Source organism: Maribacter aestuarii (assembly GCF_027474845.2).
Classification (GTDB): Bacteria; Bacteroidota; Bacteroidia; order Flavobacteriales; family Flavobacteriaceae; genus Maribacter; species Maribacter aestuarii.
Genome location: NZ_CP107031.2, coordinates 2,935,993 through 2,951,811 on the forward strand (window position 1 = coordinate 2,935,993; position 15,819 = coordinate 2,951,811).

Genomic DNA, 15,819 nt, shown 5'->3' on the forward strand with positions numbered 1-15,819 from the left:
GATAAAAATCGGGCCGTGTTTAATTGAAGTCTAAGAATATTTTTCAATACCTTAATTCTAAACCTGCATATATGCCAAACGGAAGTCCTGGTCGTAATCCGGCTGGTACCCTCGCTACTGCGTAGGTTTCATCCAATAGATTCATAATGTTGGCCGTAACGGCTATATTTTCGTTGTATCTATACTTTGCGCCTAAATCCAATATGATATTTGAATTTATTCTTTCATTATCAGGAATACTCCCAGTTCCTGCTAAGGTTCTAAAGGCTCCGTTAAAGCGACCACTAAAGTTAATTTCGTAATTCTTATGTTCCAATGAAAGCGTGGTATTAAATTGGTGTTTGGATAGATAGGGCAGCTCATCTCCAGCATTAACTTCTCCCCAAATATCATTAGAACTGCCGAAACTATTTTGAAACTCTGTATCTGTAAACGTGTAGCTTAAGGTAATTGGCAAAATATAGTTTTTTGCATTGGGAAGTAAATTGTAATTGAGCAATAACTCCAAACCTTGAACCTTTACTTCTCCAGCATTGAATTGGTCCAAAGTTCCCGTACCTCCGGTTGCGGCAACATCACTTCCCAATAGATTGCTATAATCATTATAAAAGCCTACGAACTCACCAGTGAGTCCGGCATAGGAAAAACGTGTCCCCAGTTCATAATTCACACTTTCCTCTGGTTTTTCGCCCACTTGGTTACTGGGCGGTGAAAAGCCTTTATGAACTCCTCCAAATAAGGAGATGTTCTGAAAATTATAATTGAAGCCAATACCGGGAATAAAGACATCTACCTTGTTCTCACGCTCAGAAAGATCGGTTCCTCTTCGTTCCACATCTGCGGTACCATAATCCGATCTGCCAAGACTAATATTTTCATATCTTAATCCCGGTGTAAGGGTAAGGTTTTTATACTTAAGTTTATACAGTGCATAACTAGAAAATGCACGGGCATCGCTTATTCGATTGGCATTTGTCCCTGGAATGCCTGCAGTTGTCAATACCATGGTACCGTTGGATATTCCATAATCATCTACCCATTGAAAACGGTCTTCTTCGTCAAAATGATAACGAAGTCCCACTTCGATATCATGAAAAGTATTTACACCTACCCAATGATAGTCTAATTTTGTTTGGATACCTGTGGAGAGATAGTTTCTATTGTTTGCTTTCACACCCAGAAGGTCGTTGGCACCTGTATCCGATAAACCACTTACGATATTGTAATATGCTTCAAAGGCATTTGAATTTTGAAGAACGTTTGAAATACCTTCCCGTTCACCATCAACGGTTATATAATCCAACTTATACCAGTTCCGGCTAAAGTCGTTGTAGTACCCTACCGTCGTAATCCTGAAATAATCACTGAATTTTAACGTATGTGTACCCATAAACTGTACATGTTCAGTATCCATACGGTCTTCTTGTGATCCGGCATATCTGCGGAAGGGTGTTGACTCAAAGTCATCGGGTGTTAATCCCACGTAGGTTTCATTAGATATCTCGTCCGAGTACTGGAACTTGACTTCAAATTCTTGACCAATTTTAGCTTCTGGGTTGGTCCTGACCTTAAATTTGGCGACCAAGTCATTTTTATCAAAACCGGTATCTGCACCATTATCCAGTTGTTTGAAACCATTGGAATTATAATTCAGGTATTCTACAGAGTAACCAAAATTCTTATTGCTATCACCTAACTGGGTATGAATACGCCCACTTTGAAAACTACCATAACTGGAGTTTAAAAAGATGCCAAAATTATCCGGGACTTCTGTAGAAATCATATTAATGGCACCTCCCGTGGTATAAGGACCATATTGTACCTGGCTACTACCCTTCAGAATTTCAACAGATTGCATTCTGGCTATTGTGGGAAAATAATAGGCAGAAGGTGCACTGTATGGAGCTGGTGCTATAAGAACGCCGTCCTCCATTAACGTAATTTTGGAACTTCTTTCAGGAGAGGTGCCTCTTAAGCTTATATTGGGTCTTAGGCCAAATCCATCCTCCTCATAAACATTAACGCCTGGGACGCTTCTCAGTGTTCTGTTGACATCCGTATAGTTAAATTTCTTAATCTCTTCAGGAGAGATAAAATAGGCCGATCCTGTCCTGTTCTTAGCTTCAAACTTACTGCCTAAGATAGATTTGGCCGATATGACGACTTCGTTTAGCCTTATAGAATCAATGGCCGATACGGGCTGCTGCTGTGCAACTACTCCTAGGGTAATTAGAAATATAAAGGATGTAATTCTAGAATGCATTTTATTTAGACTGATTAAAAATAATAGTGCAAATGTAATGGCCGATTTTCAAATTACAAAGCTTATTTAGAATAAATAAAAATAAAAAACAGTTCCTCTTTCGTTCTCAGGACTTTAAGCTAAAAATTTAACTTTTACCGATTGAACAGCGGGTATGCTCCTGAACGGAAATCCGAACAAAAAAATCACTACTTTTGCACGCAATTAAATCTTTAATTGCATGGAAGCTCACCTAAATAAAATTCTTGGAGAAGGTCTCACATATGATGACGTGCTCCTTGTTCCTGCCTACTCAGACGTGCTTCCGCGAGAAGTCAACATTCAAACAAAATTTACAAGGAACATTACAATTAATGTCCCCATTGTATCCGCTGCAATGGATACGGTGACCGAATCCAGAATGGCAATAGCTATAGCCCAAGAAGGGGGGATAGGAGTTTTGCATAAAAATATGACCATTGAGCAACAGGCTATTAAGGTCAGAAAAGTAAAGCGAGCAGAAAGTGGAATGATTCTGGACCCCGTAACCATGCCCTTGAATTCAAAAGTAAGTGATGCGAAGGCCAATATGAAAGAGCATAGTATAGGTGGGATTCCAATTGTGGACGATTCAGGTAAACTAATTGGTATAGTTACCAACAGGGATTTACGCTTTGAAAAGAATAATGACCGTCCTATTTCAGAAGTTATGACTTCAGAAAACTTGGTAACTGCTGCAGAAGGAACATCACTTTCGGAAGCGGAGGATATTCTTCAAGAACATAAAATTGAAAAACTACCAGTAGTAGATAAAGATAATAAGCTAGTTGGTCTTATAACCTTTAGGGATATTACAAAACTTACCCAGAAGCCAATGGCCAATAAGGACCAATACGGAAGATTACGGGTAGCGGCGGCTGTAGGGGTAACCTCCGATGCCGTTGAAAGGACCGAAGCTCTGGTGAACGCAGGTGTTGATGCCATAGTCATAGATACGGCACATGGTCATACTAAAGGAGTGGCTACGGTCTTGAAAGATGTAAAGAAAAAGTTTCCAAAACTCGATGTCATCGTTGGGAACATAGCAACCGGTGAGGCTGCCAAATATTTGGTCGAGGCAGGAGCTGACGCCGTTAAAGTGGGAATTGGTCCAGGTTCTATTTGTACAACGAGAGTCGTAGCCGGAGTGGGATTTCCTCAATTTTCAGCTGTTTTAGAAGTGGCTGCGGCCATTAAGGGAAGTGGTGTACCGGTAATCGCCGACGGAGGTATACGCTACACCGGCGATATTCCCAAAGCCATTGCTGCAGGGGCAAATACCGTTATGTTAGGTTCACTCTTGGCCGGGACAAAGGAATCCCCTGGGGAGACTATTATATACGAAGGAAGAAAATTCAAATCATACCGGGGAATGGGCTCCGTCGAGGCGATGAAGCAAGGTTCAAAAGACAGGTATTTCCAAGATGTAGAGGACGATATTAAAAAATTGGTACCGGAAGGTATCGTGGGCCGTGTACCGTATAAAGGAGATTTGTTCGAAAGTATCCATCAATTTGTAGGTGGTCTAAGAGCCGGTATGGGTTATTGTGGAGCCAAGAATATCGCTACACTTCAAGAAACGGGTCGCTTTGTAAAGATAACAGCTAGTGGTATAAATGAAAGTCACCCGCATGATGTTACCATAACCAAGGAGAGTCCTAATTATAGTAGATAGGAATAATCTGGGATATCAAAGCAACCTTTTGATGCAACTTACATCTAATTGGAAAATGACCATGAAATATTCGATACTCCTCTTTTGTCTTGGCCTGTGCTTGTCCTGTTCTGACAAAAATGAAATCGTCTTTTCTCAAGCAAGTGATTTGCAGGGAGTGTGGTTATTGGTAGAACAATACGCTGACCCGGGAGATGGGAGCGGCGATTTCAAAAAAGTAAATAGTAGTAAAACCATTCAATTCTTAGCGGATGGGACTTTTAGTTCCAATAGTTCACTTTGTAATATGAATATTGAAAGTGATTCTGAATCTAACGGAAACTATTTTGTAATAGAAGAGCTCGATGAGTATTCGTCAGATAATTACCTAACTCCTGAAAACTGTGATTTTGAAGATTATAAGGTCATGCTTCAATTTGATAGTAGCAACTTGTTGCTTTACTATCCATGTATTGAGGGATGTGTGCAGAAATACATAAAAAAATAATTACTTCCCCGAATTTCCCTTTGCTGAATAGGTTTTCCAGTCTTTTTCCTTGTATATATCATCACCAAAATAACGTGCTATGTCAAGAAAAGGTCCTGGTTTTTGGTATCCAGGGACTGGAGAAAGCATGTTTAACTTTTCATCTAAAAATATTGTAGTCGGGTAACTCATTCTGCCTTGCATCAAAGCAGCGGCAAATTCATGGTACCCCTTTCTGCCAGATGGTACGAACTTATAGGTTTTGCCTTTGTATTCAATAGGATCTTTGCCTTCTCCGTCCATTTTCACCATGTAGTAATTTGTGGACATGTATGCTGCAACTTCTGGATTTTGAAAAGTATCCTTATCCATTTTCTTGCACCACCCACACCAGTCCGTGTACACGTCAATAAATACTTTCTTCGGATTCTTCTCTGTAGCTGCAAGTGCTGTTGCCTCGTTCCAAGTTAGCCATTTGACTTCTTGCGCTTGTGTAAATGTACACACCAATATTACAGCAAATAGCGATATATATTTTTTTGATTCTGAAAAAAGAGCTTTCATGGTATTTTTTTTGGGGAATTAGTCCAACAACTATACCAAAACTAACGATTTTTTACTGTGTTTATTTTACTTTGACCTTTTCCTTTGATGTAAACAAGTTTTTAACATCTACTTGATTTCTGATCAAGTCGTCAAAAGTTTCCTGCTCCCTAATAAGGATAGCTTCGCCTTTATGCCAAAGCACTTCTGCTGGCCTAAATCTTGAATTGTAGTTGCTCGCCATGGTAAAGCAATAAGCTCCGGCATTTCTAAAACAAAGAATATCTCCTTCTGAAATTTCGTTGATACGTTTGTTGCTCGCAAAAGTATCGGTCTCACAGATGTAGCCTACTACGGAATAATAGCGTTCCCTTCCCTCTGGATTTGAAATATTCTTGATGCTGTGGTTCGCCCCATAGAGCATCGGTCGTATTAAGTGGTTAAAACCTGAATCTACACTTGCAAATACGGTCGAGGTAGTTTGTTTCACCACATTTACCTTAGCCAAGAAATAACCGGCCTCGCTTACCAAAAACTTGCCCGGTTCAAAGGCTAGGGTCAATGCCTTTCCATAATCTTTACAAAAGTCATTAAAGCGGGTGCTAAGCTTATTCCCCAGTTCCTCAACATTTGTTTCTATATCCCCATCTTTATAGGGTACTTTAAAGCCACTACCAAAATCTATGAAGTCTAGATTCTTAAAGTTTTTGGCCGTTTCAAATAAAATTTCGGAAGCGTAAAGGAACACATCTATATCTAAAATGTCGCTTCCCGTATGCATATGAATACCGTTGATGTTCATTTTTGTTAAATCCACTATCCTCAATAAATGCGGGATTTGGTGAATACTGATACCGAATTTAGAATCAATATGTCCAACGGAAATATTAGAATTCCCACCGGCCATAACATGCGGATTAATTCGTATACAAACAGGGACATCCGGGTGTTTGCTGCCAAACTGCTCCAGTATGGAAAGGTTGTCAATATTTATACGTACTCCCAAGGCAGAAGCCTCTTCTATTTCTTCTAAGGAAACACCGTTTGGTGTAAATATGATGGATTCCGGTTTAAAACCTGCCAAAAGGCCCAATTTTACTTCTTGAATGGAAACCGTATCCAGCCCACTGCCTAAGCTATTCATTAACCTTAATATGGTTATATTACTCAAAGCCTTTGCAGCGTAATTCAGCTTTAGATTTTTTACTGCGCTAAACGCATTAGTCAACCGGTTATACTGTGAAATAATTTTTTCGGAATCATATACGTATAATGGATTGCCATACTGTTGGGCAATGTTCAATAAATCCGACTCTTTCATGCTATCATGTTTTAAACAAATCTAGGATACTCATTTGGTACGCACAAGAAAATATAGTTAAAAACAAAAAATACAACATAATGTTACATTTAAAACAAAAATTACAAAGCTTTTCTTGTCTTGTATTTTATTGCATCGTAAATTGGAAATATGAAGCTACCATTTTTTCCGTTACAGTCCATTTTCTTTCCAGGAGAGACCGTTCCCCTACATATTTTTGAGCCTAGATACAAGCAATTAATTGCCGATTGCCGGGCGAACGCGATGACTTTTGGCATTCCTGTTTTTATAAACAATATCATGGAATATGGTACCGAAATACAACTTGTTGAGGTCGTCAATACCTATGAGGGTGGAGAGATGGACATTGTTGGCGTGGCACGACAAGTTTTTAAGATTATCACCTTTGAAAATCAAATGGAGGATAAACTATATGCTGGCGGGTTAGTTGAACTTTTGGAATACGACTATGCCGCAGAAGATGCTTACAAAAGAAAAGTTATTCTAAAAATTCAGGAACTATACGGTATGATGGACGTTCCGTTCACACCGATTAAATTAGGTGCCTATAACAGTTTTACCTTAGCACATAAAATTGGACTTTCTTTTGAGCAGGAATATCAACTGTTACAGATTCCAAAGGAAATGGAAAGACTTACTTTTATCAATAACCATCTGACCACTACAATTTCAATACTGTCCGAAGTGGAAAGGACCAAAAAGACTATTGAACTGAACGGACACTTTAAAAACTTTGACCCTTTGGATTTTAAGGGTATAGAGATACAGTGACGGCGGCTTATCCTCAAAACTTAAAATGTAACGATATAGAATGATGGGGCAGGGGATACCCAATTAATTGAGCATTATTTTCAATTATTACCCCATGTTGCCTATTTTTGCACAACTAATAAACTACCTAAATATATGAACCTTCACGAATATCAGGGAAAAGAAATATTGGCAAGTTTTGGTGTACGTATCCAGAGAGGTATTGTGGCCCATAACCCAAAAGAGGCTGTTGAGGCCGCAAAACAACTTACTGCCGAGACAGGAACTGGCTGGCACGTTATTAAGGCGCAGGTTCATGCAGGTGGCCGAGGTAAGGGCGGTGGCGTCAAATTAGCCAAAAACTTGAAGGAAGTTGAAGAAATAGCAGGAAGTATTATAGGTATGAATTTGGTAACACCACAAACCTCTGCGCAAGGGAAGAAGGTGCACAAGGTGTTGGTAGCTGAGGACGTTTACTATCCGGGTGACAGTGAAACCAGTGAGTTCTACATGTCCGTGTTATTGAACAGGGGAACAGGGAGGAACATGATCATGTATTCTACCGAAGGAGGAATGGATATTGAAGAGGTTGCGGATAAAACTCCACATTTAATTTTTCATGAGGAGATTGACCCATCAACTGGACTTTTACCCTTCCAGGCGCGTAAAATAGCATTCAATTTAGGCTTGTCCGGTACTGCCTTTAAAGAGATGACAAAATTTGTTGCGTCACTTTACAAAGCCTATGAGGAGAGTGATTCTAGCATGTTCGAAATTAATCCCGTCTTAAAAACTTCTGATGATAAAATTATGGCCGTGGATGCCAAAGTTTCTATTGACGACAATGCGCTATACCGCAGGAAGCAATATGCGGAAATGCGTGACTTAAGGGAAGAAAACCCAATTGAAGTTGAAGCAAGGGCCGTAGGTCTTAATTATGTAGATTTAGACGGGAACGTTGGTTGTATGGTAAATGGTGCCGGTTTGGCCATGGCAACCATGGATTTAATTAAGATGGCTGGTGGCGAACCTGCAAACTTTTTGGATGTTGGTGGTACTGCCGATGCAAAGAGGGTTGAAGAGGCCTTCAGGATTATCCTAAAAGACGATGGTGTAAAGGCGATATTGGTAAATATTTTTGGAGGAATCGTACGTTGCGATCGAGTTGCAAACGGTATAGTAGAAGCTTATAAGAATATGGGCGATACTATTAAGGTCCCCATAATTGTACGTTTACAGGGAACCAATGCGGAAATGGCCAAAGAAATCATTGACAATTCAGGTTTGGCCGTACATTCTGCGGTACAATTTCAAGAAGCTGCGGATAAGGTGAAAGAAGTCTTAGCCTAACAGCCTAGTAAAATGTTTTTAAAAAAGGACAACGTTCATGAACGTTGTCCTTTTTCTTTTTAACTAAACTAAGGTCGGATTTAATTAGCATCTGGGTAAAGGTTTTGACTTTTGTTTAAGTTTTATATGATTTCCCTCCTTTTTAATCGGGAATGAACGAAGAAGTCCTAAATAAGCTTTTATTCCTCTTTTAAGACAATGCTCAAGTACTGGAAATAAAGGTCAAAGCTGGTTTTAATCCTTTGATTCATTCCAATTTCGGCATCACTTCGCCTTATTATCCAAATAGGATTTATTGATTAAAATATTGTTAAAATTGATATTTGTTGTAACATTCTCATTTTTGAGACGTCTTTTTAGTAATTCATCATCAATCAATTATTAATCAATCTCTAAACAAAAAGAGATAAAAACAACAAGTCATGAGAAAATTAAGTTTAGTATTCGTAGCTGCAATGCTATTGGCCACAGGTAATGTTTTAGCAAATGATACCGATGGAGTGGAACCCACCAAAAATTTATCCAAACAAATTTCAAAAATGTTATCGGACAATTATTTTTCCGATGAGCAAAACGACTTAACAGCACAAGTTAGGTTTACCCTTAACAGTGATGGGGAAATTGTTGTATTATCAGTTGAAACTGAAAGTTCAAGATTAGAAGGTTTTGTAAAGAGTAGATTAAATTATAAGAAAGTAGATGTCTCTACTATAGAAGAAGGAAAATTATACACAGTGCCAGTTCGTATCTCGGCCTAATAATTTGAATTTAGCCAAGAAATCCTGATGCCATAGTGTATCAGGATTTTTTTTTGTTTTTATATTTCACGGGCGTTACCGCTTTTTCCATTTTCCTAAGCTGTTGCTTTTTTATCCTATCATCAGGAACTCTCTCAGGTTTTGATGGTGTCATTCCTAAAAGTACCTCTCCGGGATTCTTGGGTTCCTCCCTAGTGCCCCTTAAATGTAGAACTAAGCCATTGAGAAAATTACGCAAAACTTGATCGCCGCATTCCATGTAATTAGGGTGATTTTCTTTCCTAAAAAAGGCTCCTAGTTCGCTTTTAGATATTTTGAAATCTACAAGTTGCAAAATATCGACTATTTGATCATCCCTAAGCCGAAGTGCGACCCTTAGTTTTTTTAAAATGTCATTGTTGGTCATTCTCAAAAAATGTTTCTCGCAAGGTATTATAAAATCTATGAACGCCAATGTCTTTTAATAGCTTATACTATAACCTCTTTTTTTTAGTTATTTAAGTAGCATAAGTACAATAATAACGGCCCAATGAGTACCGAAAAGGAAAAACTAAGTATACTCTCAGAAATGATTGCCTTTGCAAGGGTGGATAATACCATTAAGCAATCGGAATATGATTTCCTTTTTAATGTAGCCCAGCAGTTGGGCGTTAGCAAATCGGTCTTCGATTCCCTGTTTAAGAATAAAGCGGAACACGTAATTCCGAAAACGCAGGCGGAGCGGATAGTTCAATTCCATAGATTAGTGCTTTTAATGAACGTGGACAACCAACAGGACTTGATTGAAATAAAACGTTTACATGACATGGGACTGTCGATGGGATTACCGCCATCGGCTATTGCTCAAGTACTTTCCATTATGCATAAATATCCCAATAAAATTGTACCTCCCGAGGTGTTGATAAATATCTTTAAGGTACATTACAATTAGGACCAAGAGATAAATTCGGAATTCAATTTATCCAAATCCCTATTATTTTCAACATTGGATTTTGCATCTATCTGCAATTGTTCCATTTCTATTCTAATGTCGGCCATATGATTGGAGTTGACTACATTGGCCTCCAATGTTCTCAGCATGTACATTAATTTACGCATTACCGTAATGTCATGTTTACAATACAGCCTATAGCTGGCCATAACATTGTATAGTACCTCTGAAAATTTGACGTTTTTAATGCGTGCCCAGTTGGTACCCTCTGCATCATTTAGATACTCACACTCAGTTTTTTTCATTAAGAGAATGAATAATGAAGTCAAATAATCTATCGTGTTCAACGCCGTTCCCGGGTCATTTATGCCTGGCGACATGGCTTTAATACCTATTTCGGATATTTGTCGAAAGCCATAAATGTAATTTTCGCCCATTAGTTCTTCTTGACTGAATAACAAAGCATTCATTATTTCTTTCTCCTGCTTTTCTGAAAGCTGCTTCTCGGACAATAATCCAATAGTACCGTCTAAAATAAATTGGCCTTTAAAAAGGTTTATGGCTATTTTAATATCATGTTCTACACATATCTTAAGAAGATTTTCTTTTAAAACTCCGTAAAAATAACCTGTTTTGTTAATGACATTTTTTTCCCAGTTCTCCGTGTCCTCAAAATTCGAGGATTTTTCCTTCTCTTCTTTTAATACATACTCAATTTCACTTTTGGTCTTCTCATGAATATCCGTTAAAATGGTTCCAACTTGTATGGCTTGTGAAATATGATGTATGAAATAAATGAACGATGCCAAGCACAAAACGGTTAGCGCTATCCCAATCAGTACCGAAAACCCTGGTGTCTGATAGGAATTATCGGTAGGTTCAATAGAAACGAGGATGAATATATTGTAAAGTATGGTTGAAATGTAAAGTCCCAACACCACCTGATGCTTCTGATCCGAAATGATTCCTGGAAGTACCCGAGGGGAAAAGTTGCTCGATGCTTGATTCAACAAAATCATTACCATGGAAAAACTGAAAACTGTCAACGAAATAAGTCCACCGATCAAAGTGCTCAGTAGTGTTTTGGCGGTGTCCGTGTTATTGATAACCAGGCCAGGGGCTACTTCCATCAAATATCCTGAAATATCTATTTTTTCAAGGTATATCATGAAAAAGGCCAACGTAAGACCTCCAAATGAGATAAGCGAAGGATAAAAGGCAATTTTGCTTCGAATCTTGTAGAAAATATTCTTAATTCTATCCATATATGGTTTTCTGATATAAACCTAGTGAATGCCATGAATTAAAAGTATCTGGATGGCTAAAATTTCAAACTCAGCTATTTTAAATGACAATAAGACATGATAAATAACTTTAAATATGACATAATGTCGTTTAAGATGAATTGGTATATCCTTTGTTTAGTTAATTACAAATAAAAAAAATATTAATTAAAAATATAGGATTATGAATGTTATAAAAAGAAACGATGTGTTATTTCCATCTCTAATGAATGAAATTTTTAAACCAGATTGGTTCGGTGGTTTGGAAAATATGAGAACTAATGTTCCGGCAGTGAACATTAAGGAAAACGAAAAAGACTTTGAACTGGAGCTCTCGGTTCCGGGTAGGTCCAAGGATGACTTCTCTATTGAAATTGATGATAATGTACTTACTGTTTCCGCAGAGGTTAAGACCGAGAATGATGTAGAAAAAGATAACTACACAAGGAGAGAGTTTGGTTTTTCGTCTTTTACGAGATCGTTCACACTTCCAAAAAGTGTAGATAGCAATAAGATAAGCGCTAATTACGAAAATGGTATTTTAAAATTTACCTTACCTAAAAAAGAAGAGGCGTTGCCAAAGCCTAAAAGAACGATTGAGCTCTCTTAAGCGCTGAGCGAAATTACTTGGTTTCAATTTTGAAATCTTCATAATGCCCATGTTCATGGGTTAGTTTGAGTTGGTTGGTTTGTAGAAGTGCCTCGAAAAATCGAGGCACTTCTTAATTTAAAGGCTCGGTAAGTACGGCTAAACAGGATATAATTCCTTCCCTGTAATTACCTATTCTTAAGTTTTCATTGGGTCCGTGTATGTTATTGTCCGGGTTGGGTATGCGTATGGAAACGGCCGGAATGTCCAATGTTTTTATGAAAGGTGCCATGGGTTGCGACCCTCCGGTTGTTCTCATATTTACTATTTCATTTCCAAATACTTTTTGCATAGCTCTGTTTAAAAATTCTCCTATCGGGCTATCCATTTCCGTGCGGAAGGGCACGGAGCCAACACGATAAGTAAAGGAGGCCAGTTTGGAATACCTTCCTCTTTCTTCTTTGGTCGGGATGGAGTCAACTAAATGATATCCATAATCCTGTACATAGCTTTTCAGTAAATTCATTTGTCGCTCTGCCGTTGTTTCTGGGACCAATCGCATATCTATCTCTACAATAACTTCTGACGGAATAATGGTGCGGACTTCTTTACCCGTCCAAGCCGCTTTTAGCCCTCTTACATTTAACGAGGGGTACTGTAATGCTTCTTGGTAAGTCTCGGCAACGGCCTCTGGTTTTGCAATTCCCAAGTTGCTTTTAATACTATCCATATTCTCGGGTATTTTGGCGAGAAGAAGTTTTTCTTTTTCTGATAGCTGAACACCATCGTAAAAACCTGGAATGGTAACTTTACCCTCTTCATCTTTAAGACCGCCTATCATTTTAGCGGCTTCAAAAACGGGGTTTGGGGCAAAGTTCCCATATTGACCGCTATGTAAACCATAGCTTGGTCCAAAAACTTGGATGGTTGCCGTAGCAATTCCCCGAGCTCCATAAGTCAGTGTTGGCAAATTGGACAGGTGTCGAGTGCCGTCCATAATAAAAAGCATCTCTGCTTCCAATAAGGACTTGTTCTCTCGCACCGCTTTTGGTAAATGCGGAGAACCAAGTTCTTCCTGAAAATCCATAATTACCTTGATATTGAATTCAGGTTTTATTTTTTTGGACTGAAGAATTTGTAGTGCAGAAATAAATGAGAGGGCAGGACCTTTGGAATCGGATGCAGATCTTGCAAAAATCCTCCAATCCATATCGATATCCTTTCTGAGATTATCAAAATTTATAATGGTCCACTTACCATCTTTTTTTTCTTTCAGAACAGGCTCAAATGGATGGGGTTGGAACCATGCTGTCGAGTCCACAGGTTGACCGTCAATCTGCAAATAGAACAAAACACTTTTTGCATTTTTATGAAATACTTTTTCTGCATAGAGCAGGGGAGGACCATCAGTTGAAATTTGACTCGTCTTAAAATTTAAGGACGTAAAAACACTGTCGCACCATTTTCTATTTTTTTCAATTTGGTCGGTGTAATTTCCATCATTTTTCAGTCTTAAAAATTGTTGTAAATTTAAAATCGCATCGAATAATTTTTCGTCAGCCGCCTGTTTTATTTTAGCTTCCGAGATCATTTGGCAGTAGCCAAATCGCGAGAAAACAAGACAGAAAATTAAAAGGATTAATTTGTATTTTTTCACTAGAAATAAGTATAAAAGGATGAATTTAGAGTTGTCTAAAAAAATGTATAAAAAATTAAAAACCAGTTACTTAAAATAATTTAAATAAAGTAATAATTTATATTATTAAAACAATTGGATTTATGAGTATTTTTTTGATTTTCGCCAATTTAATCTTGCTCTTGAAGCGCTTTTATCTCGTCCCTTAATTTCGCGGCTTGCATAAAATCCAACTCTTTTGCCGCCTTCTCCATGGCCTTTCTTTTTTCCCGAATCATTTTATCAATTTGCTCTTTTGTCAAGTAATCTAAATCCGGTTCGGCCGCCCTTAATTCTTCCTTTTTGAAGTGGTAGGTAGAGACGGAATTTTTTGCTAGAACACTATCTAAATTTTTATTTAAGGATGTTGGTGTGATGTTATTTTTGGTATTGTATTCAATCTGTTTTTCTCTCCGATAAATTGTTTCATCAATCGTTTTTTGCATGCTGTCGGTTATCTTATCAGCGTACATTATCGCTTTCCCATTTAGATGCCTTGCTGCTCTCCCAACGGTCTGTGTCAACGATCTATTACTTCGTAAAAATCCTTCTTTGTCGGCATCTAAAATTGCCACCAACGATACCTCTGGTAAGTCCAACCCCTCCCTTAAAAGATTTACCCCAATGAGTACGTCAAATATACCTTTTCGTAGATCTTGCATTATTTCGACCCTTTCCAAAGTATCAACATCGCTATGGATATATCTACATCGAATGTTAATCCGATCCAGATACTTTGCCATTTCTTCTGCCATTCTTTTAGTCAAAGTGGTCACGAGGGTTCGTTCATCTTTCTCTACCCGTTGCTGAATTTCCTCTACGAGATCATCAATTTGGTTCAAACTGGGCCTCACTTCAATTATGGGATCTAACAGTCCGGTGGGTCGTATGACCTGCTCCACGTAAACGCCTTGACTAAGTTGTAACTCATAATCCGCTGGTGTAGCACTTACGTACAGCACTTGATTTTGCAATGCTTCAAACTCCTCAAATTTCAAGGGTCTGTTGTCCATGGCGGCGGGTAGTCGAAACCCGTAATCTACTAAATTCACCTTTCTTGATCGGTCACCCCCATACATCGCATGTACTTGGGGTATGGTGACATGACTCTCGTCAATCACCATTAAATAATCGTCTGGAAAATAGTCCAAAAGGCAGAAAGGTCGAGTACCCGGTTCCCGACCGTCCAAATATCTTGAGTAGTTTTCAATACCCGAGCAGTAACCCAGTTCCCGAATCATTTCCAAATCAAAATTGGTTCGTTCTTCCAAACGTTTCGCTTCAAGTGGCTTCCCAATCTCCTTGAAATACTCCACTTGTTTTACCAAATCGTCCTGAATGTTATGAATGGCATTTTGCAGCACATCTTGGGAGGTTACGAACATATTCGCGGGATAGATATTCAGACTTTCGTAGACTTCCAATAGGTTATTGTTAAATGGGTCAAACGCTTCAATCTCTTCTATTTCATCTCCAAAAAAATGGATTCTGAACGCATGATCGGCATAACTGGGAAAAACATCCACCACATCTCCCTTTACCCTAAAATTCCCATTTCTAAAATCTGCTGTTGTCCTTGAATACAGGCTTTGTACCAGTTGGTGTAGTAATTTCGTCCTGGCGATAACTTGATCCTTTCGAATGGATATCACATTTTTCTGAAATTCAATGGGATTGCCAATTCCATACAGACAAGATACCGAGGCTACTACAAGAACATCTCTCCTACCGGACAAGAGGGAGGAGGTAGTACTGAGCCTTAGTTTTTCGATATCCTCGTTTATAGAAAGGTCTTTCTCTATGTAAACCCCACTTGTGGGAATAAAAGCTTCCGGCTGGTAGTAGTCGTAATAGGATACAAAATACTCAACGGCATTTTGGGGAAAGAACTGCTTGAATTCCGAATATAATTGAGCAGCCAAAGTTTTATTATGGGCCAAGACCAAGGTTGGTTTCTGTACTTGCTCTATAACGTTGGCCACGGTAAAGGTCTTACCCGATCCGGTAACGCCTAAAAGGGTTTGGTACTTTTCTCCACTATCCAGTCCTTGCCTTAATTCCTTGATGGCATTAGGCTGATCCCCCGTCGGTTTGAATTCCGAGACAACTTTAAATTTCATAAGTTAAAAATACAAAAAGCCATGTTCCTATTTTGGGCGTATCAGAAATAAAACAT

Annotated in this window: 14 protein-coding genes; 7 read left to right on the plus strand and 7 right to left on the minus strand. The window is 38.5% G+C overall.

Going from position 1 to position 15,819, the window contains the following annotated elements; translation table 11 throughout:
• Window positions 1-43: 43 nt before the first annotated feature.
• On the minus strand, window positions 44-2,263 hold the full coding sequence (locus tag N8A89_RS13395; RefSeq protein WP_281542695.1) for a TonB-dependent receptor family protein: 2,220 nt from the start codon (window positions 2,261-2,263) through the stop codon (window positions 44-46).
• 220 nt (window positions 2,264-2,483) lie between these two features.
• Between N8A89_RS13395 and guaB the strand changes: the two genes are divergently transcribed.
• Complete coding sequence (gene guaB, locus N8A89_RS13400; RefSeq protein WP_281542696.1) at window positions 2,484-3,956, plus strand: IMP dehydrogenase; 1,473 nt, start codon at window positions 2,484-2,486, stop codon at window positions 3,954-3,956.
• A 31-nt stretch (window positions 3,957-3,987) separates the two neighbouring features.
• On the plus strand, window positions 3,988-4,443 hold the full coding sequence (locus tag N8A89_RS13405) for a hypothetical protein (RefSeq protein ID WP_281542697.1): 456 nt from the start codon (window positions 3,988-3,990) through the stop codon (window positions 4,441-4,443).
• Here N8A89_RS13405 and N8A89_RS13410 read toward each other — a convergent pair whose 3' ends face one another.
• Window positions 4,444-4,986, minus strand: a complete 543-nt coding sequence (locus N8A89_RS13410) for a thioredoxin family protein (RefSeq protein WP_289644460.1) — start codon at window positions 4,984-4,986, stop codon at window positions 4,444-4,446.
• A 61-nt stretch (window positions 4,987-5,047) separates the two neighbouring features.
• Window positions 5,048-6,286, minus strand: coding sequence for a diaminopimelate decarboxylase (lysA, locus tag N8A89_RS13415; RefSeq protein ID WP_281542699.1), 1,239 nt, complete (start codon window positions 6,284-6,286; stop codon window positions 5,048-5,050).
• A 150-nt stretch (window positions 6,287-6,436) separates the two neighbouring features.
• Between lysA and N8A89_RS13420 the strand changes: the two genes are divergently transcribed.
• The 3 genes from N8A89_RS13420 (at window position 6,437) to N8A89_RS13430 (ending at window position 9,165) form a co-directional block, all read left to right on the plus strand.
• On the plus strand, window positions 6,437-7,078 hold the full coding sequence (locus N8A89_RS13420) for an LON peptidase substrate-binding domain-containing protein (RefSeq protein ID WP_281542700.1): 642 nt from the start codon (window positions 6,437-6,439) through the stop codon (window positions 7,076-7,078).
• A 135-nt stretch (window positions 7,079-7,213) separates the two neighbouring features.
• Window positions 7,214-8,407: an ADP-forming succinate--CoA ligase subunit beta gene (sucC, locus tag N8A89_RS13425; protein ID WP_281542701.1), complete on the plus strand. Its 1,194-nt coding sequence runs from the start codon at window positions 7,214-7,216 to the stop codon at window positions 8,405-8,407.
• A 422-nt stretch (window positions 8,408-8,829) separates the two neighbouring features.
• A complete protein-coding gene (locus N8A89_RS13430; RefSeq protein ID WP_281542702.1) occupies window positions 8,830-9,165 on the plus strand; it encodes a hypothetical protein in 336 nt (111 codons plus the stop codon).
• 40 nt (window positions 9,166-9,205) lie between these two features.
• Here the strand turns inward: N8A89_RS13430 and N8A89_RS13435 are convergent, their stop codons facing one another.
• The gene (locus N8A89_RS13435) at window positions 9,206-9,571 is read right to left on the minus strand and encodes a DUF1456 family protein (protein ID WP_289644461.1); all 366 of its coding nucleotides are present in this window, start codon (window positions 9,569-9,571) and stop codon (window positions 9,206-9,208) included.
• Window positions 9,572-9,694: 123 nt separating this feature from the next.
• Between N8A89_RS13435 and N8A89_RS13440 the strand changes: the two genes are divergently transcribed.
• Window positions 9,695-10,096, plus strand: coding sequence for an SAM-dependent methyltransferase (locus N8A89_RS13440; RefSeq protein ID WP_281542704.1), 402 nt, complete (start codon window positions 9,695-9,697; stop codon window positions 10,094-10,096).
• Here the strand turns inward: N8A89_RS13440 and N8A89_RS13445 are convergent.
• Entirely contained in the window at window positions 10,093-11,361 is a 1,269-nt protein-coding gene (locus N8A89_RS13445; protein ID WP_281542705.1) for a DUF2254 domain-containing protein, read from the minus strand. The genes N8A89_RS13440 and N8A89_RS13445 overlap by 4 nt on opposite strands.
• 202 nt (window positions 11,362-11,563) lie before the next feature.
• Between N8A89_RS13445 and N8A89_RS13450 the strand changes: the two genes are divergently transcribed.
• On the plus strand, window positions 11,564-11,989 hold the full coding sequence (locus N8A89_RS13450; protein WP_281542706.1) for an Hsp20/alpha crystallin family protein: 426 nt from the start codon (window positions 11,564-11,566) through the stop codon (window positions 11,987-11,989).
• A gap of 112 nt (window positions 11,990-12,101) precedes the next feature.
• Here the strand turns inward: N8A89_RS13450 and N8A89_RS13455 are convergent, their stop codons facing one another.
• Both N8A89_RS13455 and uvrB read right to left on the minus strand, forming a co-directional pair.
• Entirely contained in the window at window positions 12,102-13,625 is a 1,524-nt protein-coding gene (locus N8A89_RS13455) for a M20/M25/M40 family metallo-hydrolase (protein ID WP_289644462.1), read from the minus strand.
• Between the two features lie 149 nt (window positions 13,626-13,774).
• On the minus strand, window positions 13,775-15,763 hold the full coding sequence (gene uvrB / locus N8A89_RS13460; protein ID WP_289644463.1) for an excinuclease ABC subunit UvrB: 1,989 nt from the start codon (window positions 15,761-15,763) through the stop codon (window positions 13,775-13,777).
• Between the last annotated feature and the right edge of the window lie 56 nt (window positions 15,764-15,819).

Bases quoted from the DNA above. Each gene is read 5' to 3' on its own strand.
- N8A89_RS13445 (WP_281542705.1), bottom strand. From the start codon at position 11,361: ATGGATAGAATTAAGAATATTTTCTACAAGATTCGAAGCAAAATTGCC.
- N8A89_RS13450 (WP_281542706.1), top strand. From the start codon at position 11,564: ATGAATGTTATAAAAAGAAACGATGTGTTATTTCCATCTCTAATGAAT.
- sucC (WP_281542701.1), top strand. From the start codon at position 7,214: ATGAACCTTCACGAATATCAGGGAAAAGAAATATTGGCAAGTTTTGGT.
- N8A89_RS13435 (WP_289644461.1), bottom strand. From the start codon at position 9,571: ATGACCAACAATGACATTTTAAAAAAACTAAGGGTCGCACTTCGGCTT.
- N8A89_RS13440 (WP_281542704.1), top strand. From the start codon at position 9,695: ATGAGTACCGAAAAGGAAAAACTAAGTATACTCTCAGAAATGATTGCC.
- lysA (WP_281542699.1), bottom strand. From the start codon at position 6,286: ATGAAAGAGTCGGATTTATTGAACATTGCCCAACAGTATGGCAATCCA.
- N8A89_RS13410 (WP_289644460.1), bottom strand. From the start codon at position 4,986: ATGAAAGCTCTTTTTTCAGAATCAAAAAAATATATATCGCTATTTGCT.
- uvrB (WP_289644463.1), bottom strand. From the start codon at position 15,763: ATGAAATTTAAAGTTGTCTCGGAATTCAAACCGACGGGGGATCAGCCT.
- guaB (WP_281542696.1), top strand. From the start codon at position 2,484: ATGGAAGCTCACCTAAATAAAATTCTTGGAGAAGGTCTCACATATGAT.
- N8A89_RS13395 (WP_281542695.1), bottom strand. From the start codon at position 2,263: ATGCATTCTAGAATTACATCCTTTATATTTCTAATTACCCTAGGAGTA.
- N8A89_RS13430 (WP_281542702.1), top strand. From the start codon at position 8,830: ATGAGAAAATTAAGTTTAGTATTCGTAGCTGCAATGCTATTGGCCACA.
- N8A89_RS13420 (WP_281542700.1), top strand. From the start codon at position 6,437: ATGAAGCTACCATTTTTTCCGTTACAGTCCATTTTCTTTCCAGGAGAG.
- N8A89_RS13405 (WP_281542697.1), top strand. From the start codon at position 3,988: ATGCAACTTACATCTAATTGGAAAATGACCATGAAATATTCGATACTC.